The organism is Rhizobium sp. CCGE531 (assembly GCF_003627795.1).
GTDB lineage: Bacteria > Pseudomonadota > Alphaproteobacteria > Rhizobiales > Rhizobiaceae > Rhizobium.
In genome coordinates this window covers 1,407,562-1,430,029 of record NZ_CP032684.1, presented here as the reverse complement: position 1 = coordinate 1,430,029, position 22,468 = coordinate 1,407,562, and the positions used below count along the sequence as shown (strand labels likewise).

28 protein-coding genes and 1 tRNA gene are annotated in these 22,468 nt (G+C 58.8%); 7 read left to right on the top strand and 22 right to left on the bottom strand.

Annotated features, from left to right (window positions below; translation table 11 throughout):
• Together CCGE531_RS34165 and CCGE531_RS07055 are read left to right on the top strand one after the other, a co-directional pair.
• Complete coding sequence (locus CCGE531_RS34165; protein WP_162943857.1) at window positions 1-570, top strand: hypothetical protein; 570 nt, start codon at window positions 1-3, stop codon at window positions 568-570.
• An 11-nt stretch (window positions 571-581) separates the two neighbouring features.
• Entirely contained in the window at window positions 582-941 is a 360-nt protein-coding gene (locus CCGE531_RS07055) for a right-handed parallel beta-helix repeat-containing protein (RefSeq protein ID WP_120663551.1), read from the top strand.
• An 836-nt stretch (window positions 942-1,777) separates the two neighbouring features.
• Here the strand turns inward: CCGE531_RS07055 and CCGE531_RS34160 are convergent.
• From CCGE531_RS34160 to CCGE531_RS07020, 7 genes are all read right to left on the bottom strand, one after another.
• Window positions 1,778-2,071 (bottom strand): hypothetical protein, encoded by a 294-nt coding sequence (locus CCGE531_RS34160; protein ID WP_162943856.1) that lies wholly within the window; start codon window positions 2,069-2,071, stop codon window positions 1,778-1,780.
• 941 nt (window positions 2,072-3,012) lie between these two features.
• Complete coding sequence (locus CCGE531_RS34745; protein WP_120663548.1) at window positions 3,013-3,348, bottom strand: helix-turn-helix transcriptional regulator; 336 nt, start codon at window positions 3,346-3,348, stop codon at window positions 3,013-3,015.
• A 174-nt stretch (window positions 3,349-3,522) separates the two neighbouring features.
• Complete coding sequence (locus CCGE531_RS07035) at window positions 3,523-3,777, bottom strand: hypothetical protein (RefSeq protein ID WP_120663547.1); 255 nt, start codon at window positions 3,775-3,777, stop codon at window positions 3,523-3,525.
• The gene (locus tag CCGE531_RS34740) at window positions 3,778-4,251 is read right to left on the bottom strand and encodes an IS630 family transposase (RefSeq protein WP_245459007.1); all 474 of its coding nucleotides are present in this window, start codon (window positions 4,249-4,251) and stop codon (window positions 3,778-3,780) included.
• An 85-nt stretch (window positions 4,252-4,336) separates the two neighbouring features.
• Window positions 4,337-4,729, bottom strand: coding sequence for a transposase (locus CCGE531_RS34735; RefSeq protein WP_245459004.1), 393 nt, complete (start codon window positions 4,727-4,729; stop codon window positions 4,337-4,339).
• 263 nt (window positions 4,730-4,992) lie between these two features.
• A tRNA-Pro gene (locus CCGE531_RS07025) sits at window positions 4,993-5,069 on the bottom strand.
• A gap of 86 nt (window positions 5,070-5,155) precedes the next feature.
• Window positions 5,156-5,566 carry a BA14K family protein gene (locus tag CCGE531_RS07020; protein WP_120663546.1) on the bottom strand — a complete coding sequence of 137 codons (411 nt, stop codon included), beginning with the start codon at window positions 5,564-5,566 and terminating at the stop codon, window positions 5,156-5,158.
• A 175-nt stretch (window positions 5,567-5,741) separates the two neighbouring features.
• Between CCGE531_RS07020 and CCGE531_RS07015 the strand changes: the two genes are divergently transcribed.
• The gene (locus CCGE531_RS07015) at window positions 5,742-5,999 is read left to right on the top strand and encodes a hypothetical protein (RefSeq protein WP_120663545.1); all 258 of its coding nucleotides are present in this window, start codon (window positions 5,742-5,744) and stop codon (window positions 5,997-5,999) included.
• A gap of 179 nt (window positions 6,000-6,178) precedes the next feature.
• On the opposite strand, the gene CCGE531_RS07010 is transcribed toward CCGE531_RS07015, so the two are convergent.
• The 8 genes from CCGE531_RS07010 to CCGE531_RS35300 form a co-directional block, all read right to left on the bottom strand.
• Window positions 6,179-6,505: a hypothetical protein gene (locus tag CCGE531_RS07010; protein WP_120663544.1), complete on the bottom strand. Its 327-nt coding sequence runs from the start codon at window positions 6,503-6,505 to the stop codon at window positions 6,179-6,181.
• Between the two features lie 256 nt (window positions 6,506-6,761).
• Window positions 6,762-7,868 (bottom strand): porin, encoded by a 1,107-nt coding sequence (locus tag CCGE531_RS07005; protein ID WP_120663543.1) that lies wholly within the window; start codon window positions 7,866-7,868, stop codon window positions 6,762-6,764.
• A gap of 345 nt (window positions 7,869-8,213) precedes the next feature.
• Complete coding sequence (locus CCGE531_RS07000; protein WP_120663542.1) at window positions 8,214-8,753, bottom strand: MerR family transcriptional regulator; 540 nt, start codon at window positions 8,751-8,753, stop codon at window positions 8,214-8,216.
• 229 nt (window positions 8,754-8,982) lie between these two features.
• Window positions 8,983-9,321 carry an integration host factor subunit alpha gene (locus CCGE531_RS06995; RefSeq protein WP_120663541.1) on the bottom strand — a complete coding sequence of 113 codons (339 nt, stop codon included), beginning with the start codon at window positions 9,319-9,321 and terminating at the stop codon, window positions 8,983-8,985.
• Between the two features lie 107 nt (window positions 9,322-9,428).
• Window positions 9,429-10,400 carry a beta-ketoacyl-ACP synthase III gene (locus tag CCGE531_RS06990; RefSeq protein WP_120663540.1) on the bottom strand — a complete coding sequence of 324 codons (972 nt, stop codon included), beginning with the start codon at window positions 10,398-10,400 and terminating at the stop codon, window positions 9,429-9,431.
• Between the two features lie 19 nt (window positions 10,401-10,419).
• A complete protein-coding gene (gene plsX, locus CCGE531_RS06985; RefSeq protein ID WP_120663539.1) occupies window positions 10,420-11,466 on the bottom strand; it encodes a phosphate acyltransferase PlsX in 1,047 nt (348 codons plus the stop codon).
• A 101-nt stretch (window positions 11,467-11,567) separates the two neighbouring features.
• A complete protein-coding gene (locus CCGE531_RS06980; protein ID WP_120663538.1) occupies window positions 11,568-12,125 on the bottom strand; it encodes a DUF177 domain-containing protein in 558 nt (185 codons plus the stop codon).
• Window positions 12,126-12,135: 10 nt separating this feature from the next.
• Complete coding sequence (locus CCGE531_RS35300; RefSeq protein ID WP_120663537.1) at window positions 12,136-12,693, bottom strand: ubiquinol-cytochrome C chaperone family protein; 558 nt, start codon at window positions 12,691-12,693, stop codon at window positions 12,136-12,138.
• Between the two features lie 280 nt (window positions 12,694-12,973).
• Here CCGE531_RS35300 and CCGE531_RS06970 point away from each other — a divergent pair, with 280 nt between their 5' ends.
• Complete coding sequence (locus CCGE531_RS06970) at window positions 12,974-13,486, top strand: outer membrane protein assembly factor BamE (RefSeq protein ID WP_120663536.1); 513 nt, start codon at window positions 12,974-12,976, stop codon at window positions 13,484-13,486.
• 194 nt (window positions 13,487-13,680) lie between these two features.
• Here the strand turns inward: CCGE531_RS06970 and CCGE531_RS06965 are convergent, their stop codons facing one another.
• From CCGE531_RS06965 to ribH, 3 genes are all read right to left on the bottom strand, one after another.
• Entirely contained in the window at window positions 13,681-15,819 is a 2,139-nt protein-coding gene (locus CCGE531_RS06965; protein WP_120663535.1) for a sodium-translocating pyrophosphatase, read from the bottom strand.
• A 249-nt stretch (window positions 15,820-16,068) separates the two neighbouring features.
• A complete protein-coding gene (gene nusB, locus CCGE531_RS06960) occupies window positions 16,069-16,551 on the bottom strand; it encodes a transcription antitermination factor NusB (protein ID WP_112344153.1) in 483 nt (160 codons plus the stop codon).
• Window positions 16,552-16,554: 3 nt separating this feature from the next.
• A complete protein-coding gene (gene ribH, locus CCGE531_RS06955; RefSeq protein WP_120663534.1) occupies window positions 16,555-17,010 on the bottom strand; it encodes a 6,7-dimethyl-8-ribityllumazine synthase in 456 nt (151 codons plus the stop codon).
• Between the two features lie 197 nt (window positions 17,011-17,207).
• On the opposite strand from ribH, the gene CCGE531_RS06950 reads away from it, so the two are divergent.
• The 3 genes from CCGE531_RS06950 to CCGE531_RS06940 are packed head-to-tail and all read left to right on the top strand — an operon-like array spanning window position 17,208 to window position 18,779.
• Window positions 17,208-17,717 (top strand): cupin domain-containing protein, encoded by a 510-nt coding sequence (locus CCGE531_RS06950; RefSeq protein WP_120663533.1) that lies wholly within the window; start codon window positions 17,208-17,210, stop codon window positions 17,715-17,717.
• A 40-nt stretch (window positions 17,718-17,757) separates the two neighbouring features.
• On the top strand, window positions 17,758-18,276 hold the full coding sequence (locus CCGE531_RS06945; protein ID WP_120663532.1) for a GNAT family N-acetyltransferase: 519 nt from the start codon (window positions 17,758-17,760) through the stop codon (window positions 18,274-18,276).
• A gap of 20 nt (window positions 18,277-18,296) precedes the next feature.
• The gene (locus CCGE531_RS06940; RefSeq protein ID WP_120663531.1) at window positions 18,297-18,779 is read left to right on the top strand and encodes a GNAT family N-acetyltransferase; all 483 of its coding nucleotides are present in this window, start codon (window positions 18,297-18,299) and stop codon (window positions 18,777-18,779) included.
• A gap of 47 nt (window positions 18,780-18,826) precedes the next feature.
• Here the strand turns inward: CCGE531_RS06940 and CCGE531_RS06935 are convergent, their stop codons facing one another.
• Genes CCGE531_RS06935 through glyA form a run of 4 tightly spaced genes read right to left on the bottom strand, consistent with a single transcriptional unit; the run spans window position 18,827 to window position 22,343 of the window.
• The gene (locus tag CCGE531_RS06935) at window positions 18,827-19,447 is read right to left on the bottom strand and encodes a riboflavin synthase (protein ID WP_120663530.1); all 621 of its coding nucleotides are present in this window, start codon (window positions 19,445-19,447) and stop codon (window positions 18,827-18,829) included.
• A complete protein-coding gene (gene ribD / locus CCGE531_RS06930; protein WP_120663529.1) occupies window positions 19,447-20,556 on the bottom strand; it encodes a bifunctional diaminohydroxyphosphoribosylaminopyrimidine deaminase/5-amino-6-(5-phosphoribosylamino)uracil reductase RibD in 1,110 nt (369 codons plus the stop codon). The genes CCGE531_RS06935 and ribD overlap by 1 nt, the downstream gene beginning before the upstream one ends.
• A gap of 2 nt (window positions 20,557-20,558) precedes the next feature.
• Window positions 20,559-21,035 carry a transcriptional regulator NrdR gene (gene nrdR, locus CCGE531_RS06925; protein WP_120663528.1) on the bottom strand — a complete coding sequence of 159 codons (477 nt, stop codon included), beginning with the start codon at window positions 21,033-21,035 and terminating at the stop codon, window positions 20,559-20,561.
• A 9-nt stretch (window positions 21,036-21,044) separates the two neighbouring features.
• Window positions 21,045-22,343 (bottom strand): serine hydroxymethyltransferase, encoded by a 1,299-nt coding sequence (glyA, locus tag CCGE531_RS06920; RefSeq protein WP_120663527.1) that lies wholly within the window; start codon window positions 22,341-22,343, stop codon window positions 21,045-21,047.
• Window positions 22,344-22,468: the final 125 nt, after the last annotated feature.

The following is a 22,468-nucleotide window of genomic DNA, read 5'->3' as shown; positions in this document are numbered from 1 at the left end:
ATGTTTGAGACCGCCGTCGGCGTATGGTTGACGAACATAAATATTGCGGGTGGATTCTGGCAGATCGCTCTCAATGGCTGTTTCGACGTTCATATCTCAAACGTTGCTGCTGCATTCGGTGAGGTCACGGAGGCAGGCGAGATTGGTGTTGTTGTCAGCGTGTCGACGTATACTGGTGCTTACGGCGGAAACATCTTCATTGATAACTGCGCCTTCAGAACTGCATCCGGAGCGTCTGGAAGCGCGGGAGCCCGCTACGGCATAGAAGTGGTAACGGTCGACGGGCTATTCGTGACGAACTCCTACTTCGGCTACTTCAAGAATTCGGCGGCGTATCTTTTCAACGCCCTGGCCGGTGTGTTTCTTGCGGGCGTCAAATTCAACAATTGTTGGTTCGACAACTATGATGGCATCGGCGTAACGCTCGAGGGCGGCGTCTCGGCGAACTTTTCGAACATCGATTTCATCGGTTGTTCGTTCCTTGGCGGCCATAACGCCGTTTCTAACCTCGTCGTGGTTTCTGGAAATCCGAATTTCGTAAAGTTGAGGGGTGCCATCTCGCGGCAGTAAACGGCGATAACATCAAGGTAGACGGTGCAGCGGCGAGATGGAATATCACCGGTAACACGATTTACGCCGCGGACACGGACAATGCCGGCGGTGGCGACGGGATTCTCGTGAACGCCGGGACAGACATCGTGATCGATGCGAACTTGATCCACGGTAACAGTACGGCCGAGAACGGCGTCCGGCTCGTCGCTGGGGTTTGCATCATCGTCAACAACAATCGAATCCGCGGTTGTACCAACGGTATCGCTGTTCAAAGCGGCACAGACTACTACACAGTCGTTGGCAATCTGACCGTCAACAACAGCGGCTCCGGCGTTGTTGACGCGGGCGGGCAACAACGGCCGGCACGGTGTTCGCCACATTGCCCGTAGGGTTCCGTCCGATAGAGAATTGCCAGTTTGTGACGCTTGGACAGACTGCGCTTGTGGGGATCAACGTAGCCACAAGCGGCGTGATGAATTTCCAGACAGCGGCGAATGCAACAAGCGCGTCACTGTCGGGAATTTCGTTCATGGGGACACCGTAAGGTGGCTGGTGGGTATGTCCCGGTGTTCTAACCGGCATCCCCTCATAGCGGTTTCCGCATCTCTGCGTAAAGATTAAGACCTATTTGCGCATGTCTGGTTTCGCGTCCACGAAGACCCACACTGTCGCTAACCCCGAACCTGCACTCCCTATAATCTGTAAATCCTATCGAAGTAATCATGACTTTCAAAGATTCGTGGGTGAAGAAATGCTTATGACCCCATCTAGTAAACGCATTGTCGGCCTGATGGTAGGCAATTTCTCGGGTCGGGTATCGAAAATGTTGGTTCATAACGCCGTCGAGGCTAGGGGTTGCCAAGCGGAATACTCCGCCTGGTCGTAGCGTCCTTAAAACCTCCGTGAAGAACAAAATTGCCTCACGTTGATCAAGGTGCTCCACGAAATCCTCGCAGTACGCCAAGTTGAACGAGTTGTCGCTAAAGGGATGTTGTCCAAGCAAGTCAACATTGAAGACGGAGTCAAGGTGTTCCAGAGACGCACCCTTTTCCAGCGAAGACGTGAACGATGCGTCGAATATGTCTAGGTTGACCCAACCATTGATTGGTTTGACTCCGCAGGCATAGTTGACTGCATGGTTAAACAAACCGTCGGCGGCCGTCCACGGTTTCGGCTCTCTCAGATTCATTATCATGTTAGCTCCCTTGCGTAAGGCGGGATAACATTAAAGAATGCTCGCTACAAGCACGCCATACAACCTTGCGGTTAGTTGACCATGTTTTGACAGCCGGTCTCGGATGGCAGCCAGATCGTTGCTCTCGCCAGGTGCTTCGGCGCGTGCGCTACGCTCGCCGTTGAAGAAATCAAAGAATAGTGGGTGGATAGCAGGCACTCGCCTGATAATTGTCGGGAAAACTACGCGTTTGCGTCGCGGTGGACTTTGATGATTCCAATTGCTCTGGCGTCGTTGAACAGCCATGCATGCGACCACGGCCGCGGCGACCATTTTGATTTTCATGATTTCCCCTCAATACCTGTCGCGATTTATGCACGCGATGCGAGAGGGGTCAATTGTGATTTTCGCGTTACGCCTGGAAGCTCAACGCTAATCGCCCGACTTCCCATAATACCATTGATCAATCCGTTTTATTTCTTCACGCCCCTCATTGGTCACCGCCCATATGCGGTCATTGCGACCGTCCAGCCCTTCTTCTTTGCCAAACTATCGAGGTGACGACGCTCTTTGCGCTCCAAGGTCCAGTACTCTGGCTCATGACGTGAATGATCCAGTGGCTCATCATCCTTCCACTTCTCTAGCGCCGCTTTCGTCTCCTCGCGTAGTTCCTTATTTTTGGCGTTTGTCGCTTCCCATCTTTTGCGCCCCGGCCCTTTTTCTTCGCCGTAAGTTTCTGCAGGCTCTCATACAGCCTGAAATCAGAAACGTACGCCTTTACGGTCGGCGGCTTGGGCGATTTCGCCGGCTCTCGCAAGACTTCCCATAGCCCCAATAAGCCGGCCTCTGAGAAGAGATAGTCGCGGCCTCGTCGCGAGCACAGTCCGTATTGCTTTGCGAGCTTGATAACGCCGCGGTTAGTGAGCCGCAAACGGTCTGCTGCTTCGTCGGCGGTGTAGATGGTGTCCAAAGATATCGCAGGGGATAAAATCACCTCCACGTTAAAGAAAACACAATGCCGCCGGCACGAATGCCGAAAGCCTGTTGTTGTCTCCTCAGTGTGGTGGTGTGCGGGTTGGTAGGCCGCGACTGGAAGCTATTAGCGCATTTCGGCGCGGTCAAGACGCGGCGCATGGAATTAGAGAACGGCCACGTGATCTCGTGGCAGCAGCGTGACGTCAATCGGCCGCCCGACCCCGCCCTAAAGTTGACGGCAGTCGCGTTCTTTGCTGGTCTGCATAGTATCGGCGGTGACAATCAAGTCCGATCACACAGACGGGCGCCAATCACCCACCTGCGCCGGGAGGCGCGTCGTTTTCAAGATTCTCACGATATTGGACGACCTCTGAGTCATCAGTATCGATCGAAGAGCCACTTGGTGCGGAAAGACGAACGCGTGGCCCGCCGCTGCCCGAATAGCTGCCATTGATAAAAATGACGCCGGCAGCTTCGATGCATCTCCTCAGAACATCGAGGGTGGCATGCTGAGGCGCTGATTTGCCTCCCTCAAAGTTTCGTATGGTCGCGTTACCGATTTTTGAATATTCGGCTAGGTTCTGTTGCGACCAGTCTAAGAGCGCTCTGGGCAATGCCGCTTCCTGGTGATTGGGTGGGTAAGCCACGCTCCGGTGAACCTTAACGCTGCAGACATTATGGCAAAGGCGACCGTTATATCCTACGTCCAGTCACCATGCGGAAACCCCTGGGCGCCCACCACAATCGCGCCGTGCCCGCAAGGGCGGCGGCTTTATCGTGCGCCACGCACCATTCACCTGAAGGCTGTGAAAATTGGAAGTCTACTTCTGGCCGCGGGTTTGTAGTGAATCGATCAATCGGTGCACTTTCTCCGTTGCATAGACGATGTCCTCACGGGGCAAGTGCACTGTGATTTCGATCTCCTGCCATCGCCCACCATGATCTTTGGCGTAGCTGACGGCGGACTTTAGAGATTTGAATTCAACTGCAGGAGCGTCAGCAATCCAGAACTGCACGGTGCAATCCGCCTCAGCATAGTCTGAAAAAGCTTTGATCGGATCTAAAGCGTGTCGCATTTAATCTGCCTCATAGCCTGCGGCTTTAAAGAAGTTTCGGCATTCGGTTACGGAAAAGAGGCCGACGATTTCGCCGAGCGCCTTGGAGATGGCATCGAAGCTGCGGGCAGCGCGTTTTCGCAATAAGGTTTTGAGCTTGGAAAAGGCCATCTCGATCGGGTTGAGGTCGGGGGAGTAGGTCGGCAGGAAGAAGAGCCATGCGCCCCTGGCCTTGGCCAATTGTTCGGCCCGTTCGCTCTTATGGAAGGCGACATTATCCAGAATGACGACATCGCCTTTCGACAAAGTCGGGGCGAGCTGCGTTTCGACCCAGATCTCGAAGCTGCGCCGGTTCATCGGTGCATTAACGATCCACGGCGCGACCAGGCCGTGACACCTGAGACCGGCGATGAAGGTTTGGGTCTTCCATTGGCCGAAGGGCGAATAGGTATAATAGCGCCGGCCTTTCAGTGACCAGCCGGTACGCTTGGTCAATTTGGTATTGGTCGAAGTCTCATCGATAAAGATTAAGCGGGACAATGCCTTCCGGAAGAAGCGTGCGCGCCGGTGGATCCACAGCTCACGCGTCTTGGCGATATCTGGCCGCAACTGTTCGCTTGCCCTGAGGCTTTTTTTTATTGCTCAGTCCAAGCTGCTTGAGAAATCGGCCGACCGTGGCGCGGTGGACCGCGACACCCCGCTCGCCCAGCTCAACACACAGTTCATCAAGCGTGAGATCGCCGTTCTGTGCCAGGCGATCAGAAAGCCATTCGCTGTGCTCCGTCAACTTGCCTCCTGGCGGGTGACCCTGCTTGGGCGGCTCAAGCGAGCCGCAGGATTGATCCAGGATGATCATGTTGTTGACGAAGCGCGGCGATACCCGGAAATGCCGTGCCGCCTCACGGTGGCTGTGGCCTTCCTTCACAAACGTAACCACACGCACACGCAATTCGATCGGATGCGGCTTGCCCATGACACAGCTCCTTCCATCGCAGAAGGGAATCACAACTTAGCCGTCAAGGGAATCCCGAATCCGGTAAAACGCGACACGCTTTAGAGCCATACGATGTGTTTACACCGTTGCCCATTCGTTGGCTACCGCGGGCCATTCCAATCAACACAGCAGAGATGGTGAACCTCACAAGCAGCTTTTTCATGAGGCGTGCCTGCTGGCTATAATATGGCTATAAATTTTTTAGCCAAATCACTTATCTGGGGCTAAGTGATTGATTTTAATGGTCGGGGCGACAGGATTTGAACCTGCGACCCCTTGACCCCCAGTCAAGTGCGCTACCGGGCTGCGCTACGCCCCGACCTGCCGAAACGGCTTGTTTCGTTTAGAGTTTAGAGTTTCCCGACGCAAGCGAAAAGTAGCGGCTTGCTCAGAAAAAGTTGCCGCTTAGCGGCACGCCCGCCTCGGCCCATAGCTCGGCTGATCGGTATTGTCCGAAGCGCGGTAGGAGCGATAACGGCTGGCGCAGGCGCGGGCATGACCATCGTCGTAATAGCCTTGAGCGCGCTGCCCACTGAAGAGTGTGCCCGTCACGAAGGATTTGAAGAGCACGCCGCTGTCCGAATTGTCGTCATAATAACTATCGTTACCATGCAGCCTATGGCCGCTGCCCCAACGGTTGTGGTGATGCCAATGGCCGTGGCCATGCCCGTGATCATGCACCTGGATAATGTCCGATTGTGCGGGTGCGGGCACGGATAGGGCCGGCATGGTGATGGCGCCGGCAGGCATGGCGACACCGGCCGCCAGCAAAAGACCAAAGCCCGCGGCGGTTATCGACCTGGCAATCGTAAACATATGCGACTCCTTCGAAATCCGGCGACGGCGGCGTGCACTTCTGCGTGAAAACCTTGCTGCCGAGCATGCCGTGATTATGTGTATATAGTGATTTGGAGCCACACTCATAGATGCCCCTCCGTCTTTATTGCGCGACGGATTTCAGGGGATACAAAGCGAGCGGAAGGTTAAAGCCATGAAACCCGTTATAATGCTGATGCTGTGCGCACCGTTGCTTGCCGCATGCAACACGGCCGAACCGCTGCAGCCCATTCCAGGCAGCATCACCTATGGCGGCCAACCACACATGAAGCTGACACAATCGCCTCCCGGCTCGCAATTCCAGCATCATTTCACCAACCAGTGGGGCGAGGATGTCGTGGAAACCTACATCATCCAACCCGACCGGAGCCTGAAGCTCGTCAACCGCCAGGTGACGAGCCCGCCACTCTGACGGCGAACGGTTCAGCGTTTCATGGAATCGTTGAACCGTTCTAACTCTTTGCTTTACGCAATTCCGGACGGAAAACCGCTGTGCACTTTTCCTGGAATTGCATAGGTTGCTCATGAAACGAAAACTCCGCCGGTGTGAGCCGACGGAGGACGCATTCGAATAGCTGGCGACGGCCAAGCTTACCAGCAGCGATAGCAGCGGCGATAATAAGGCCGGCCATAGTAGCCGCGATGATGATTGTCGCTGACGGCAGCGCCGACGAGAACGCCGCCGATGATCCCGGCAGCGGCAAGTCCGGCAGCCTGATTTTCAGCCTGCTGCGCCTGGACGCGGTTGGCCTGATAGGTCGTGCCGACGCAGCGATTGTAGCGCTGCGTGCCGGGACGGAGCCCCTGCGATTGACAGGTCATTTCGGCACTCATCGCAGATTCCTGCGGCGTCTGGCAGCTCGACAGAATGGTGGTAATGGCGACGAGGCTCGCGGCCACGGTGGCACGTATACGCATATTCCCTCCGGCAATTTAAGATATAGTCCCAAGGGAGCGGAATACAGCCAACGGTAAGCTTTAGCAAGCAAGAGTCGTGCAAATAGCGCCAGAGGACCGGCGGAAACGCCTGAAAGCACTCGCGAAGATGGTATTTTGCTTAACAACTCAATAGGATAAAGCCGAAAAATGAAGAAGGTCCTGTCGAACAACAGGGCCTTCTTCATTCAGCCCGTGCATACACACGCGGGCGATGGAGATCACATTTCATCTCGGATCAGAAATTCCGCTCGAAGCGGAGAATGCCGGCAAGCGTGTCGTCCTTGATGAAATCATAGTGCATGTAGGTCAATTCAGGTTCGACCAGGAAATCCTTGACCGGGTGGATCTTGAGATTGGTGGTCGCTTCGAAGATCTTGGACTCGGTGTAGGCAAGCTGCAGGTTCCACTTCAGCTTGTCATTGATCGGCACGCCGACGCCGCCCCAAACAGCCCAGTCCCCCCAGCCGCACTTGGCAGCGTTGACAGCACCGCTCGAGGTCGTGCAGGCGGAAACGTCCTGGTTGGTGCCGGCATATTTGTTGAGCTTATCGCCATCGGTGTTCCAGCCGCCCATCAGGAAGGCTTCCACGCCGCCAAACTTGGCGTCGATGCGAGCCTTGATCGCACCCTCTTCGACGATCGAATCGTAGCCGCCGACGATCTTGAAGCCCCAGTTGCCGGCCTTGTAACCAGCACCGGCGACGACGTCGGGGGCGTAATGATTGGACTTGTCGTCCGTCCACCATCCGGCGCCGTAAGATGCCTCGCCATCGGAGGTGGAGTAGCTGTCTTCGAGCGAGATCACAGCCGTGAAGCCGTTGCCCGCGTCGTAGTTGTAGGTCAGCTGGTTGAGTTCGTACGGACCGTCATAGATCGCGTCGTCGTTGATGACATCGCCGGCATAACCGGCATAGAGGTTGAACTGCGAGTCGAGCTTGCCAACCGTGAAGCCAGCGAGGCTGATATTGGCAAACAGGAGCTTGGAAGAGGTCGCACCACCATCGTTCCACTCCCAGCGGAAGATGGTGTTGGTCTTCAGCGGACCATATTCGGTGTCGGTCGCCGTATCGACATTGAGTTCCACGCGCTCGTGCCAGAGCGTTCCGACCCTGCTGCGCGGATTATAAGCATCATACCACTCGCCTTCCGTACGAACCTTTCCGCCAATCTTCAGGCAGGTTTCGGTACCGGGAATATAGAAATAGCCTGTTCCGTACGCATCGCAGATACGGACATATTCAAGCGGTTCGGGTTCGGCGGCGACAATAGCGTCAGCGGCATGGGCGGCGCTCGCTGCAGCGATGGCAGCGGCGGAGCCAAGAAGAAGGCTCTTGATGTTCATGGTGTCTCCATTCGACTATCCATCAGGGATGGAGTCTCCCGGCGGACAACAGCGTGCCCCTCCATAGCCTGACTGGCTGTTCCCCTCATACAGGGCGAAGCAAAGAAGCTTCGTCGCCAAGCTGGACCTGCGACGCGGCCTCGGCAAGTTAATAAGGATTACGAACTAATTTTCATAATGCAGAAGAGTGCGGGCGTGACAAAATTATCACGCTCATTTTCCGGCTAATGAAGTTACAATCCCTGCATAGCCAGGGAACGCGCAAGTCATGACGAGACCTAACTGTCGTTGCACATTGCCGGAACGCAACACGTCCTGCATGATCCACAACGTGATCAGGTTCAGTTATCGCACCTGATCGAGCAGACGCTTGCATTCCAAAAGATCGTAAAGCGTTTCCTGCAGCAGGGCGCGATCTTCCTTGCCGACACTGGATTTGCCGATGGAAACATCGGGCATGCTATCGTCGCCGCTCACGAAATTGAAGAAACGACGACTAATGGGCGCCTTGGCGCGGCCGACAATCTGATCTTCTTCGGCATTGCCGGAACCAACACGCGGCTCGACGGTCGCGGGCTCCTGCGCCGCGGCAAGCGCCTCGACGCTGGCGAGATCGCCATGGCCGACTGCGATGACGAACTTGTTGCCATTGGTCTTCAGAAGCTTCTGAACACCCTTGATCGTATAACCGTGATCGTAGAGCAGATGGCGGATGCCATTCAGCAGGTCGACGTCCTCGGGGCGATAGTAGCGCCTGCCGCCGCCGCGCTTCATCGGTTTGATCTGCGGAAACCGGGTTTCCCAGAACCGTAGGACATGCTGCGGCAGATCAAGGTCTTCCGCGACTTCGCTGATCGTGCGAAATGCATCCGGGCTCTTGTCCATCATCTTACTCCTACAGGGCGCGTGCGGCGCCATTCGGGCCGGATCACGCAAAGGCGGGTATGGGTCTTCATACCGATGCGACTCACCATATTTCAACGGTTTGGCGGCGGAAATTCAAGTCATCTCTTCAGCCCCTGCACAGGCAAGCGCCGAAAGACAGGCAGCGGCACGTCAAAAAGGCCGCTGAACAAGGCATGCGGCCGATATCGCTACGAATCTCTGGGATGGGTCAGGAGGCGGGATTTGCCGGCTTGGTCTTCGCCTTGCGGCTTGCATGCGCTTTCAGAATGCGGGTCTTGAGGACGTTCGACGCCTTGAAGGTCATGACCCGCCGCGGAGAGATCGGCACTTCCTCGCCGGTCTTCGGATTGCGCCCGATACGCTCGTTCTTGTCGCGCACCTGAAAAGTCGCGAACGAGGAGAGCTTCACGGTCTCTCCACGCACGATGGCGTTGCAAACTTCATCGATCACAGTCTCGACGAGCTCCGCCGACTCCGTTCGGGAGAGACCGACTTTCCGGAATACCGACTCCGCCAGGTCTGCGCGCGTCACTGTCTTGCCCGTCATAGCTCCCCGCCCATATCAATGCGTAATCTTCTTCAAGTCTTGCGAGACTATTGCCCTTGCGACGAGCGGTCAAGCTCTTGTTCGGAACGGCTTTTAGAGATGTGGCGCTACCATCGCAGCAGCACCGCCCCCCAGGTGAAGCCGCCGCCCATGGCTTCCAGCATCAGCAGATCGCCTTTCTTGATTCGACCGTCGCCAGCCGCAACGGCAAGCGCGAGAGGGATCGATGCGGCCGAGGTATTGCCATGAAGGTCGACGGTGACCACAACTTTCTCGGGAGCAATTCCAAGCTTCTTGGCGGATGCGTCGATGATGCGGCGATTGGCCTGATGCGGCACCAACCAATCCAGATCATCAGGCGTGGTACCCGTCGCATCGAAGGCAGCCTGGATGACATCGGTGATCATGCCGACGGCGTGCTTGAACACTTCACGGCCCGCCATGTGCAGCACACCGACCGTACCTGTGGTGGAAGGACCGCCATCGACATAGAGCTTGTCCTTGTGCGCGCCATCGGAACGCAGGCTTGCCGTGAGCACGCCGCGATCGGTCGTCGCGCCGCTCCCCTCGCCCGCCTCCAGGATCAGCGCGCCGGCGCCGTCGCCGAAGAGCACGCAGGTCGTGCGGTCGGTCCAATTGAGGATGCGGGAAAACGTCTCGGCGCCGATGACGAGGACGCGCTTGGCAAGGCCGCAGCGAATATAGGCGTCAGCCGTCGTCACCGCATAGACGAAGCCGGTGCAGACGGCCTGCACGTCGAAGGCAAAGCCATGATGCATGCCGAGCCGGCTCTGGATATTCACCGCCGTTGCCGGAAAGGTATTGTCCGGCGTCGAGGTGGCGACGATGATCAGATCGAGATCATCCGGCGTCAAACCGGCATTGGCGAGGGCGGCACGCGCCGCCTGCTCGCCCAGGGACGCCGTGGTTTCGCCTTCACCGGCGATATGGCGCTGGCGAATGCCCGAGCGCTGCACGATCCAGTCGTCGCTCGTGTCGACGATCTGCTCCATCTCGGCATTGGTCATGACGCGTTTGGGGAGCGCCGCCCCGAAACCGCGAACTATTGAACGGATCATTCTGCGTGTACCCCGTCGCTCATGCCGCTTCCGGCCCGATCGGGGGCAGCCGTTTGGCATGATATTTCTTCAAATCGTTTTCGATTTTCTGCGTGAGACCATTCTTGGCCATGTCGTAGCCGACGTCGACGGCGGCGGCGAAGGCTTCTGCATTCGCGCCGCCGTGGCTCTTGATGACGATGCCGTTGAGGCCCAGGAACACGCCGCCGTTGACCTTGCTGGGATCGAGCTTTTCACGCAGCAGGTCGAAAGCACCTTTGGCGAAGACATAGCCGATGCGCGCCAGCAGCGTGCGCGACATGGCCGCGCGCAAATAGGCGCCGATCTGCTTTGCGGTGCCTTCCGCCGCCTTCAGCGCGATATTGCCGGAAAAACCTTCCGTGACGACGACGTCGACGGTGCCCTTGCCGATATCGTCGCCCTCGACGAAGCCGAAATAGTCAAGCGATTCGAGATTGGCCTCGCGGATCAGGCGGCCGGCATCCTTGACGTCTTCCTGGCCCTTGATTTCCTCGACGCCGACATTCAGCAGGCCGACGGTCGGGCGCTCGATCTCGAAGAGCGCGCGCGCCATGGCGCCGCCCATCAGGGCGAAATCGAGCAGCTGCTGCGCATCGGCGCCAATGGTCGCGCCGACATCGAGCACGATGCTTTCGCCCCGCAGCGTCGGCCAGATCGCGGCGATCGCCGGACGTTCGATATTGGCCATGGTGCGCAAACAGAATTTTGCCATCGCCATCAGCGCGCCGGTATTGCCGGCGGATACGACGACATCGGCCTCGCCCACCTTCACGGCCTCGATCGAACGCCACATGCTGGAAACGTAACGACCGCGGCGCAACGCCTGGCTCGGTTTTTCATCCATGCTGATGGCGACATCGCACTCGTGAAAGATCGATTTTTCCCGAAGCTTCGGATATTTGGCGAGGACCGCTTCACAGCGATCCTTCTGTCCGTACATGATGAACGTGATATCGGGATGCCTATCCAGCGCCTTGGCCGCGCCGGGAACAACAACCTCTGGGCCAAAGTCGCCACCCATTAGGTCAAGAGAAATTCTGATCACGCGTCCCTAGTCCTTTTTCTCCACCAGCCTGGCGAATTTGGCGTCAAAATACCGTTTTCTCCCTCGGTTACAACTGAATTGTGCTCGGTCGGCACCGGGGTTTATTCCTTTTTCCAGTCTTTCAGAACGGCAAAGGGCGAAGGTTTCCTGTCATCTTCGCCGGTGTCTTCAATATGCGCTTCGAATTCGATGCCGGGCTTGCGTGGATAAGGATCGATGGCAAGCGCGGCGAATTCCGTAACGACCGCGCCGGCGTCGATCGTATCGCCGGTAAAGGTCTCCGGAAGATCCGGACCGTCCGGATCAAGCACCATTTCGCCGGTATCCATGGAGGGCGCACGCGCCAGCTTGGAGTCTTCGGGCACGAAGATATGCTCGAAATCCTCATCGATCTCGGAGTCGACCGGTTCCAGCGTTACCACGCAGGCCTGAACGATCTTTGCCCTGACATTACCCTTGATGCGAACGCCATCGCGCTTCCAGCGCGAGATCTTGAGATCGGCTTCGAGCTTGCCCACCGAAAGGACATTCCAAAGGGCGGCAAGCCCGACAAGCTCGCGATTATCCGCTTCGATGTGCACGTCCACCGGGTTGGCGGAAATATGGCCGACCTTCACCGGATAGGAAAATGGCGTTTCTTCTGAATCATGTCTTTTCATTTTTCTTCTCCTAACCGACGTGTCGGTCGAGTTTGGCCGGCTGCGGTAGCGTCGCGGATCCCGTGGCGATCTGATCTTCAGTTATCGCCGCCAGATGCACTTCCGCCGTCAGCATCCAGCCGGCCAGCTCGGCCATGGAAGCCGCCGCCTGCTCCGCCTTGGGATAGATGTTGCGCTGCAGTGCCGTAGCAAGCGCCGCGCGATCATTGCCATCCATGGCAGCCGCATAGCTTTCAAGCCGCCCATAGAACATACCAGCCAGTTTCTTCATGCGCTTCGGCACGCTGTTATCGCCTATCCCAAGCTCGCGGATCGAATAATCGATATCTTCGAAAAACGCATCCACGATTTCCTGTGCAAGTTCCTGGCCGCTGGTCGCCGACGACCGCGTGCGGCGGAAGAACAGGATCATCATCACGGACAGCAATTCGAAGCGCCCCATCACCGTATCCGGCACGTCATAGTCGGTATAGAAAACCGGCTGCCGCGCCACGGACGTCAGGACCTCATACTGCCTGACGACGATGATCTGATTGTGATTTCTTTTGCGGAAGAGCCCAAAAATCATGCGAATTCCCGGAATTGGCTCCTTTAGAGCGCGCCGTTTTTGCTTGGCCGTGTTGCATCCACGCAAAAGCTGGTTTACCGAAGCAGGCGCGAATTGCAATGCCGTTTGTGCCCGCTTCGAGGCTCCTGCCCTTACCGTCGTCACATTGTGCATGATCGGTGATGAAGAGTGCCGAACAACGTCCTTGTGCCTTTTCCAATCGCGGAAAGGCCACAATGATGTGCACAGCAAGGTCATACCGGCCGCCCGGCCATCGGATTGATTCATTAGGGGAGATGAGATGTCGTTGACCAGACGGTATTTCAAGTCTGACATTACTTTCAGCAGCGGTGCCGCCATCGCCCTGGTGATTGCGACCGTGGGACTTTCAGGTTGCAAGACCAGCGAGGTCATGAACAACGGCTACATCTTTGATCAGCAGTCGCTCGCGCTTGCGCCGGTCGGCTCCAGCCGCGAGCAGGTCCTGCTCTCGCTCGGCACGCCGTCGACCACCGCGACCTTCGACGGCGAGGTCTTCTATTATATCTCCCAGAAGCGCACGCGCGCCGTCGCCTTCATGAAGCCGAAGCTGGTCGACCAGAACATCCTGGCGATCTATTTCGACAAGGACGGTATCGTGAAGCAGGAAGCCAACTATACGCTGAAGGAAGGCAAGGTCTTCGACATGATCAGCCGTACGACACCGACCGGCGGTCGCGACATTACCTTCCTGCAACAGATCCTGCAGGGCGGCGGCGCTGGCGGCGTCAATGGTGCGAGGAACTTCCTCAACAACCTCAACCCGGGCCAATAAGCCGGGAAGCCTTCAAAGAAAAACCCGCGAGGCACGCGCCCCGCGGGTTTTCTTTATGCGTTCGGTTTGCTTTCCTTAAGTCTTCATCGGGCTTAGAGCGGTTCAGCTTTTCATGGAATCTCTGAACCGCTCCATCTCTTTGTTTCCTAGCAATTCCGGACGCAAAACCGCTGCGCATTTTTGCGCGATATGCTTTAACCGGCGAGAACGGCGAGCAGCAGCAAGGCAACGATGTTGGTGATCTTGATTGCCGGATTGACTGCCGGGCCCGCCGTATCCTTGTAGGGGTCGCCGACGGTGTCACCCGTCACCGACGCCTTGTGGGCTTCAGAGCCCTTCATATGGCGCGTGCCGTCCTTGTCGACGAAACCGTCCTCGAAGCTCTTCTTGGCATTGTCCCATGCACCGCCGCCCGACGTCATCGAAATGGCGACGAACAGACCGTTGATGATCACGCCGAGCAGCGATGCACCGAGAGCAGCGAAAGCCGAAGCCTTGGAGCCGGAGAGGAGCAGGACGCCGAAATAGACGACGATCGGAGCCAGCACCGGCAGCAGCGACGGGATGATCATTTCCCGAATGGCGGCTTTTGTCAGGAGGTCGACGGCGCGGCCGTAGTCCGGGCGTTCGGTGCCCTGCATGATGCCCGGCTTCTCGCGAAACTGCCTGCGCACCTCCTCCACGATCGAGCTGGCGGCCCGGCCGACGGCCGTCATGGCGATGCCGCTGAAGAGATAGGGGATGAGGCCGCCGAACAGCAGGCCGGCGACGACGTAGGGGTTCGAAAGCTCGAACGAGATCGTGCCTACATTGGCGAAATACGGGAACTTGTCGCCGTGAGCCGCGAAATATCGCAGGTCGTTCGAATAGGCCGCGAACAATACCAGTGCGCCGAGGCCGGCCGAGCCGATGGCATAGCCCTTGGTGACGGCCTTGGTGGTATTGCCGACCGCATCCAGGGCATCGGTGGATTTGCGCACTTCCGGCGGAAGATGCGACATTTCCGCAATGCCGCCGGCATTGTCGGTGACAGGCCCGAAGGCATCGAGTGCGACGATCATGCCGGCAAGGCCGAGCATGGCGGTGACAGCGATGCCGGTGCCGAAGAGGCCGCCAAGCTGATAGGTGGCGATGATGCCGCCGACGATGACGATTGCCGGCAACGCCGTCGATTCGAGCGAGACAGCGAGACCCTGGATGACGTTGGTGCCGTGACCGGTTACCGACGCCTGGGCGATGGAATTGACCGGCCGCTTGTTCGTTCCGGTGTAATATTCGGTGATGACGACGATCAGCGCCGTGACGATCAGGCCGACGATGCCGCAAGTAAACAGCTTCGTGCCGGTGATGTCGAAGCCGGCGACGGTACCGACCGAGCCCCAGCCGATGGTCAGCGAGGTAGCGACAGCCAGTCCGACGATCGACAGGATGCCTGTGGCGATGAGGCCCTTGTAGAGGGCGCCCATGATCGAGCCGTTGGCGCCGAGCTTCACGAAGAAGGTGCCGATGATCGAGGTGATGATGCAGGTGCCGCAGATCGCCAGCGGATAGATCATGGCGGAGCCGAGGAGCGGCGAGCCGGCGAAGAAGATCGAGGCGAGAACCATGGTCGCGACCACGGAAACCGCATAGGTTTCGAACAGGTCGGCCGCCATGCCGGCGCAATCGCCGACATTGTCGCCGACATTGTCGGCGATGGTGGCGGGATTGCGCGGATCGTCCTCCGGAATGCCGGCTTCAACCTTGCCGACGAGGTCGCCGCCGACGTCGGCGCCCTTGGTGAAGATACCGCCGCCGAGACGGGCGAAGATCGAAATCAGCGAAGCGCCGAAGCCCAGCGCCACCAGCGCGTCGATGACATCGCGCGATCCGGCTTCATGGCCGAGGATGCCGGTCAGGACGTAGAAGTAGATGGAGACGCCGAGCAGGGCGAGGCCCGCGACCAGCATGCCGGTGATGGCGCCCGACTTGAAGGCGATATCGAGGCCCGCCGACAGGCTTTGCGACGAGGCCTGCGCGGTGCGGACGTTGGCGCGCACGGAGACATGCATGCCGATGAAGCCTGCGGCGCCTGAGAGGATTGCGCCGATCAGGAAGCCGAAAGCGGCCTCGGACGACAAAAGAAGCCAGGCCACGATGAAAACGATGATCCCGACGATGGCGATGGTTCTGTACTGGCGCGCCAGATAGGCTTGCGCTCCTTCACGAATATACCCGGCAATCTCTTGCATGCGTGCATTGCCCTGATCGGCTGATAGCACCGACCGGGTTGCCCATACGGCGTAGATCACCGAGAGCAGTCCGCATGCGATCACTCCTAAAAGAATCGACATTTCGTTTTTTCCCTCCAAAAAAGCCGGCGGTTCACTCCTCCCGCGGCCGCGTGGCGACAACGGTCAGCCCCTTCCTCCAGGGGATCGACCAATGTGCAGTTGCGAGATTGCTGTTGGGATAACGTCACGTCAAGACCGCCCGCGGGTAAAATACCCGCAGGAGGTTCAAAAGAATATTCGAAGGTGAAATCAGGCGCGAACGAAGGAAACGAAAGTGACTGGCGTCACCACTTGCGCGCTCGCAGAACCTTATTTCTTGGCTTCGCCGCGAACCTGCTTGGCGATTCGGTCGAGCACCGCATTGACGAGCTTGGGCTCGTCCTCCTCGAAAAAGGCATGGGCGATTTCGACATATTCGGTGACGATGACCGGAACCGGCACGTCCTTACGGTCGAGAAGCTCGAATGTGCCGGCGCGCAGGATGGCGCGCACGGTGCTGTCGAGGCGCGAAAGCGCCCAGTCGTCCTGAAGGGCGGAGCCGATCAGGGGATCGAGCTTGGTTTGATCGCGCACGACGCCTGATACGATGGAGCGGAACCAAGAGGCGTCGGCCTTCAGATAAGTCTCGCCGTCCAGCTCCTGTCCGAGACGGTGGGCCTCGTATTCAGCCACCACCTCCAGAACGCCGGTTCCGCCGATATCCATCTGATAGAGCGCCTGCACCGCCGCAAGGCGCGCTGCGCCCCGCTGGTTCGCGGGTTTTGCCGGTCGCTCGTTATCCTGATTGCTCATGTATTATGCACCCAACTTCTCTTTCAGCGCGATCATGGTCAGCGCTGCGCGAGCGGCAAAACCGCCCTTGTCCTTATCCGACCGGCGGGCGCGAGCCCAGGCCTGCTCTTCGTTCTCGACCGTCAGGATGCCGTTGCCGATCGCGAGGGATTCGCTGACGGCCAGATCCATCAGCGCACGCGAGGATTCACCGGCGACGATATCGAAATGATAGGTTTCGCCGCGGATGACCATGCCGAGAGCGACATAGCCGTCATAGACGACATTACCATTGTCGCCGCCATCGAGCGCCATGGCAATTGCCGCCGGGATTTCCAGCGCGCCGGGGACGGTGACGACGTCATAGGTCGCACCGGCCGCATCGAGAGCGGCCTTGGCGCCGTCGAGCAGGGCATCGGCCATATCGTCATAGAAGCGGGCTTCGACGATAAGGATATGAGCATTGGAAGAGCTGGTCATACATCACCTGCGGATTGAGAGGGCGCGGCACCTTGTTAGGCCGGGTCAAACCACGGCGGGCCTCGCTTGGCAAGTGTTTTTCAATGGCCCGCGCCGATTCCGGCCCTATTTGGAAATGATCGGCGCACCGCGGAAATTGTGGCTTCCGCACACGCAACCGCTTCGATAATAATTTGAAGCCTGCGAGGGGGAGGTTCATGACGAAGAAATTCACACCCGCCGTCAATATCGGCGCGCTCGAGCTGGAGCATTGGCAACAGGGCAGCTTCTTTGCCGGCAGCGACGCCTCGTTCGGGGCGATGCTCGGCCTGAAGGGCCTTGGGATCAGCTATAACGAGGTACCGCCCGGAAAGTCCGGCTGTCCGTTTCACAACCATCATGTCGAGGAAGAACTCTTCGTCATTCTCGACGGCGAAGGCGAATATCGCTTCGGCGACCAGCGTCTTGCCGTCAGCAACGGCGATGTGCTGGGTGCGCCGGCAGGCGGCCCGGAGACGGCACATCAGCTGATCAATACCGGTCCCGGCGTGCTCATCTATCTCGCCATTTCCACCAAGGCACGAACGGAAATTGTCGAATATCCCGATTCCGGCAAGTTCCTGGCGAAGACCAATAACGACGGCAAGGCGACGTTCCGTACGATCGGCCGCACTGCCGCCGGCAATCTCGATTACTGGGACGGCGAGCCCGGCGCCTCGAACGACTAAGCACCATCAAAGATGTAGTTCAGCAAAGCTCCATATCACCATGACCCATATTCCGACGCTGACGACCGATCGCCTGCTGCTACGCGGCCATAGGCTCGATGATTTCGAAGAATTCCTTGACCTCTGGAAACACAAGGAGGTCGTCCGCTTTATCGGCGGCGAAATGCCGACACGCGAACAGGTCTGGGCCCGCCTCCTGCGCTATGCCGGCCTATGGCATCATCTCGGTTTCGGCTTCTTTGCCGTCGAGGAACGCCAAAGCGGCCGATTGATCGGCGAAGTAGGATTTCTCGATCTGCACCGTGACATGACGCCGATGACGGAAGGCACGCTGGAGGCCGGCTGGGGCATTACGCCGCCAATGCAGGGCAAGGGCTATGCGACGGAAGCCATGAACGCGGCGATTGCCTGGGCGGACAGCCAGTTCGCAGGCCGACGCATGACCTGCATCGTGGACCTGGAGAACGTACCGTCCCTGCGGGTCGCCGAAAAGATCGGCTTCCGCCGTATCGGCGAAGTAACGTTCAAGGACAGGTGCAATGCCATATTCGAGCGTTAGGCGCTGTCGAGAGGACTATCATGCCGGTTTCGCAGGACAAGTTTTCGGTCAGACCTTACGAACCGGGTGACGCCCAAGCCACGATCGACATTTTCCTAAGGGCCATTCGCGAGGTGGCATCGAGGGATTACAGCCCCGCCCAGATCGCTGCCTGGGCGAAGGTCGACGATCCCGAGGTCTGGGCCCAATATCGAGCGAGCCGGCCGACCTGGCTTGCGATGGATGGTTCACTGCCGGTCGGCTTTACCGATCTGAAATCGGATGGCTGCCTCGATATGATGTTCGTTTCGCCTGATTATCAGGGAAAGGGTGTCGCCAGCCTGTTGCTTGCAACGGTCGAAAGGGCTGCCCGCGAACAGGGTCTTCAGCGGATTTTCACCGAGGCGAGCCTGACCGCCCGCCCCTTCTTCGAGCGCAAGGGCTTTGTCGTCGTGGCCGCGCAGCAAGTAGAGAAGCGCGGCCAGATATTGTCGAACTTCCTGATGGAAAAGACGCTCACCTAGGTTGCCGAGGCGTCCACAGACGCCTCCATATAGCCAGCGCGTTGAACTCAGGCTTCGCGGACGACCGGGAATTCCGCCAGCCGGGCGGCGTAGCGCGCCATGGTGTCGACCTCGAAATTGACGAAATCGCCGGCCTTGCGCTCACCCCAGGTCGTCACCTCAAGCGAATGGCGGATCAAAAGCACGTCGAATTCCGTACCCTCGACAGCATTGACCGTCAGCGAGGTGCCGTCGAGCGCGACCGAACCCTTCGGCGCGACGAACCTGGCGAGATGTTCCGGCGCGCGCAGGCGGAAGCGGGTCGCATCGCCCTCGGCAGTGACCGAGAGGATTTCCGCCTTGCCATCGATATGGCCGGAAACGATGTGGCCGCCGAGCTCGTCACCAATCTTGAGGGAACGTTCCAGATTGATCTTGGCTCCGGTTTCCCAGGCGCCGATGGTCGTCAGGCGCAGCGCCTCTTCCCAGGCCTCGACCTCGAACCAGCGTCCGTTGCTGCCCTCTTCCGGCAGTCCGGTGACCGTCAGGCAAACGCCGGCATGTGAAATCGAGGCGCCCATGTCGATCGTCGCAGGATCGTAATTGGTGGCAACACGCAGCTTGATGCCTTCCTTCAAGGGAGCAATGGATTCGACCGTGCCGACGTCGGTGACAATTCCGGTAAACATCAAAGACCTCTTTCAAATTCGTCGCAGCGATCATCGCCGAAGCGGCTTTCGCCGATATGCATGAAACTTGCTGGGATATTGGATTTGAGGACGGGCGATTCAATACCGCCTTCGCCGATATCGGCCGGCCCCTGAAAGAGCAGGATGCGGTCGACCAGGTCGGCCGCGAGGAAGCGCCGCGCCGTTTTGGCGCCACCCTCGACCAGCAGGGACGAAATCCCGCGCGTGCCCAGGGCTTCCAGCAACTCTCCCGGTTCGCCCAAATTGGACTGCAATACCTCGACACCGGCGGCATCGAGGGCTGCGCGGCGGCCCAAGAAGGCGCTGTCGGTGTTCTCGTCGAAAGGTGGCTGATGGCCAGCAACGGCAATGACCGGATATTGCCGCGCCGTTCTTACCAGCTTGCTGCCGAGCGGCAACTGAAGATCTTCATCGATGACGATGCGCAAGGGCGAGCGGTCTTCCAGGCCGGGGAGCCGGCAGGTCAACTCCGGATCGTCGGCAATTGCCGTGCCTATACCGACGAGAATGGCGTCGCTTTCGGCCCGCAACATCTGCACCTGCGCCCGCGAGACGTCGCCGGTGATGCGCACCTGCCCCTCGCCCGTCTTGCCGATCATGCCATCGGCGGAAATGGCAAGCTTGAGAGTCACATAGGGCCGGTTTCTCGTCTGGCGCATGAGATAGCCCGCAAGAGCCCGCCTGCCCTCCGTCTCCAGAATGCCGGTATCGACCTCGATGCCGGCGTCGTGCAGCATGTTGATGCCGCGCCCGGAAACGCGCTGATCGGGGTCGGTGACGCTGATGACCACGCGCGCCACGCCATAGGCGATCAGCGCCTCGGCGCAGGGCGGCGTCTTGCCATAGTGGGAACAGGGCTCGAGCGTCACATAAGCGGTGGCGCCTCGCGCCGCCTCACCTGCCTCGGCCAGAGCCTGAGGCTCGGCGTGCGGCCGCCCGCCAAGCGCGGTTACGCCGCTGCCGAGAATGACGCCATCCTTGACGACGAGGCAGCCGACGGACGGGTTGGTGGAGGTCAGTCCAAGATGCCGGCGCGACAGACGGATAGCTGTGGCCATGAAACGCTCGTCTTCGGGCCGCGGCGCCATGGTCAGGGATCCAGCGGATCGCGGGCGATCTTCGCGTTGATCTCTTCGATCACGTGCTCGAAATCTTCCGCATGCGAAAAATCACGATAGACGGAGGCATAGCGCACGAAGGCGACGTCATCGAGGCTCTTCAGCGCCTCAAGCACCTGGAGACCGATCTGCTCGGAGCTGATCTCCGTCTCGCCGGAGCTTTCAAGGCGACGGACGATGCCGGAAACGGCGCGCTCAATCCGGTCCCGATCGACCGGGCGCTTGCGCAGCGCGATCTCGAAGGAGCGCACCAGCTTGTCGCGGTCGAAAAGCACCTTGCGGCCGGTCTTCTTGATGACCATCAGCTCGCGGAGCTGCACGCGCTCGAAGGTGGTGAAGCGGCCGCCGCAATCCGGACAAATGCGCCGACGGCGGATGGACGTGTTGTCCTCCGCCGGGCGCGAATCCTTGACCTGGGTATCTTCTGAGCCGCAGTAAGGGCAGCGCATGCGCTCTCCTTAGCCCATATAGCCGTACATCGGGAAACGGTCGGTGAGCTTGACCACTTTCTCGCGCACGGCGGCTTCGACGGCAGCGTTGCCTTCGTCGGAATTGGCAACCTTCAGGCCATCGAGCACTTCGATGATGAGATTGCCGATTTCGCGGAATTCGGCTTCCTTGAAGCCGCGCGTCGTGCCGGCCGGCGTGCCGAGGCGAACACCTGACGTGACGAAGGGCTTTTCGGGGTCGAACGGAATGCCGTTCTTGTTGCAGGTGACGTAAGCACGGCCGAGCGCTGCTTCCGCGCGCTTGCCGGTGGCGTTCTTTTTGCGCAGGTCGACCAGCATCAGATGGTTGTCCGTGCCGCCGGAGACGACGTCGACGCCGCCCGAGATCAGCGTTTCGGCGAGCGCCTTGGCGTTCTTGACGATCTGCGCGGCATAATCCTGGAAATCAGGCTGCAGCGCTTCGCCGAGGGCAACGGCCTTGGCGGCGATGACGTGCATCAGCGGGCCACCCTGCAGGCCGGGGAAGACGGCCGAATTGAATTTCTTGGCCAGATCCTCGTCATTGGTGAGGATCATGCCGCCGCGCGGACCACGAAGCGACTTGTGCGTGGTCGTGGTGGCGACATGGCAATGCGGGAACGGCGACGGATGCTGGCCGCCGGCAACGAGACCGGCAATGTGGGCCATGTCGACCATCAGATAGGCGCCGACGCTATCGGCGATCTCGCGGAAGCGCTTCCAGTCCCAGATGCGGGAATAGGCCGTGCCGCCGGCGATGATCAGCTTCGGCTTGGTTTCCTCGGCCTTGCGCTGCACTTCATCCATGTCGAGCAGGTTGTCGCCTTCGCGCACGCCGTAGGACACGACGTTGAACCACTTGCCGGACATGTTGACCGGCGAACCATGCGTCAGGTGGCCACCCGAATTGAGGTCGAGACCCATGAAGGTGTCGCCCGGCTGCAGCAGCGCGAGGAAGACGGCCTGGTTCATCTGCGAACCGGAGTTAGGCTGGACGTTGGCAAAATTGACACCGAACAGCTTCTTGGCGCGCTCGATGGCGAGTTCTTCGGCGATGTCGACGAACTGGCAGCCGCCATAATAGCGCTTGCCCGGATAGCCTTCGGCATATTTGTTCGTCATGATCGAGCCCTGCGCTTCCAGGACGGCGCGCGAGACGATGTTTTCCGAGGCGATCAGCTCGATCTCGTGCCGCTGACGACCCAGTTCCTTGCCGATCGCACCAAAGATTTCCGGATCGGTATCGGCAAGCGAGCGATTGAAGAAGGGTTCGGTGGACGCATTGGTCATCGTGAAAGCTCCTGAACGGGCCGGAACGGCAATGCAGACGGTATTAGCGTCAGGGTCGCCGGAGAGCAATACGACCAGCGACATTTGCTGGGCATTCTACGCAGAGCGGCACCGGCAAAGGAAAA

What these genes read in the sequence shown, in the direction of transcription:
- CCGE531_RS34165 (WP_162943857.1), top strand. Translation starts at nt 1, where the DNA reads ATGTTTGAGACCGCCGTCGGCGTATGGTTGACGAACATAAATATTGCG.
- CCGE531_RS34160 (WP_162943856.1), bottom strand. Translation starts at nt 2,071, where the DNA reads ATGAAAATCAAAATGGTCGCCGCGGCCGTGGTCGCATGCATGGCTGTT.
- CCGE531_RS07035 (WP_120663547.1), bottom strand. Translation starts at nt 3,777, where the DNA reads ATGCGACACGCTTTAGATCCGATCAAAGCTTTTTCAGACTATGCTGAG.
- CCGE531_RS34735 (WP_245459004.1), bottom strand. Translation starts at nt 4,729, where the DNA reads ATGGGCAAGCCGCATCCGATCGAATTGCGTGTGCGTGTGGTTACGTTT.
- CCGE531_RS07020 (WP_120663546.1), bottom strand. Translation starts at nt 5,566, where the DNA reads ATGTTTACGATTGCCAGGTCGATAACCGCCGCGGGCTTTGGTCTTTTG.
- CCGE531_RS07015 (WP_120663545.1), top strand. Translation starts at nt 5,742, where the DNA reads ATGAAACCCGTTATAATGCTGATGCTGTGCGCACCGTTGCTTGCCGCA.
- CCGE531_RS07010 (WP_120663544.1), bottom strand. Translation starts at nt 6,505, where the DNA reads ATGCGTATACGTGCCACCGTGGCCGCGAGCCTCGTCGCCATTACCACC.
- CCGE531_RS07005 (WP_120663543.1), bottom strand. Translation starts at nt 7,868, where the DNA reads ATGAACATCAAGAGCCTTCTTCTTGGCTCCGCCGCTGCCATCGCTGCA.
- CCGE531_RS07000 (WP_120663542.1), bottom strand. Translation starts at nt 8,753, where the DNA reads ATGGACAAGAGCCCGGATGCATTTCGCACGATCAGCGAAGTCGCGGAA.
- CCGE531_RS06995 (WP_120663541.1), bottom strand. Translation starts at nt 9,321, where the DNA reads ATGACGGGCAAGACAGTGACGCGCGCAGACCTGGCGGAGTCGGTATTC.
- CCGE531_RS06990 (WP_120663540.1), bottom strand. Translation starts at nt 10,400, where the DNA reads ATGATCCGTTCAATAGTTCGCGGTTTCGGGGCGGCGCTCCCCAAACGC.
- CCGE531_RS06980 (WP_120663538.1), bottom strand. Translation starts at nt 12,125, where the DNA reads ATGAAAAGACATGATTCAGAAGAAACGCCATTTTCCTATCCGGTGAAG.
- CCGE531_RS35300 (WP_120663537.1), bottom strand. Translation starts at nt 12,693, where the DNA reads ATGATTTTTGGGCTCTTCCGCAAAAGAAATCACAATCAGATCATCGTC.
- CCGE531_RS06970 (WP_120663536.1), top strand. Translation starts at nt 12,974, where the DNA reads ATGTCGTTGACCAGACGGTATTTCAAGTCTGACATTACTTTCAGCAGC.
- CCGE531_RS06965 (WP_120663535.1), bottom strand. Translation starts at nt 15,819, where the DNA reads ATGTCGATTCTTTTAGGAGTGATCGCATGCGGACTGCTCTCGGTGATC.
- nusB (WP_112344153.1), bottom strand. Translation starts at nt 16,551, where the DNA reads ATGAGCAATCAGGATAACGAGCGACCGGCAAAACCCGCGAACCAGCGG.
- ribH (WP_120663534.1), bottom strand. Translation starts at nt 17,010, where the DNA reads ATGACCAGCTCTTCCAATGCTCATATCCTTATCGTCGAAGCCCGCTTC.
- CCGE531_RS06950 (WP_120663533.1), top strand. Translation starts at nt 17,208, where the DNA reads ATGACGAAGAAATTCACACCCGCCGTCAATATCGGCGCGCTCGAGCTG.
- CCGE531_RS06945 (WP_120663532.1), top strand. Translation starts at nt 17,758, where the DNA reads ATGACCCATATTCCGACGCTGACGACCGATCGCCTGCTGCTACGCGGC.
- CCGE531_RS06940 (WP_120663531.1), top strand. Translation starts at nt 18,297, where the DNA reads ATGCCGGTTTCGCAGGACAAGTTTTCGGTCAGACCTTACGAACCGGGT.
- CCGE531_RS06935 (WP_120663530.1), bottom strand. Translation starts at nt 19,447, where the DNA reads ATGTTTACCGGAATTGTCACCGACGTCGGCACGGTCGAATCCATTGCT.
- ribD (WP_120663529.1), bottom strand. Translation starts at nt 20,556, where the DNA reads ATGGCGCCGCGGCCCGAAGACGAGCGTTTCATGGCCACAGCTATCCGT.
- nrdR (WP_120663528.1), bottom strand. Translation starts at nt 21,035, where the DNA reads ATGCGCTGCCCTTACTGCGGCTCAGAAGATACCCAGGTCAAGGATTCG.
- glyA (WP_120663527.1), bottom strand. Translation starts at nt 22,343, where the DNA reads ATGACCAATGCGTCCACCGAACCCTTCTTCAATCGCTCGCTTGCCGAT.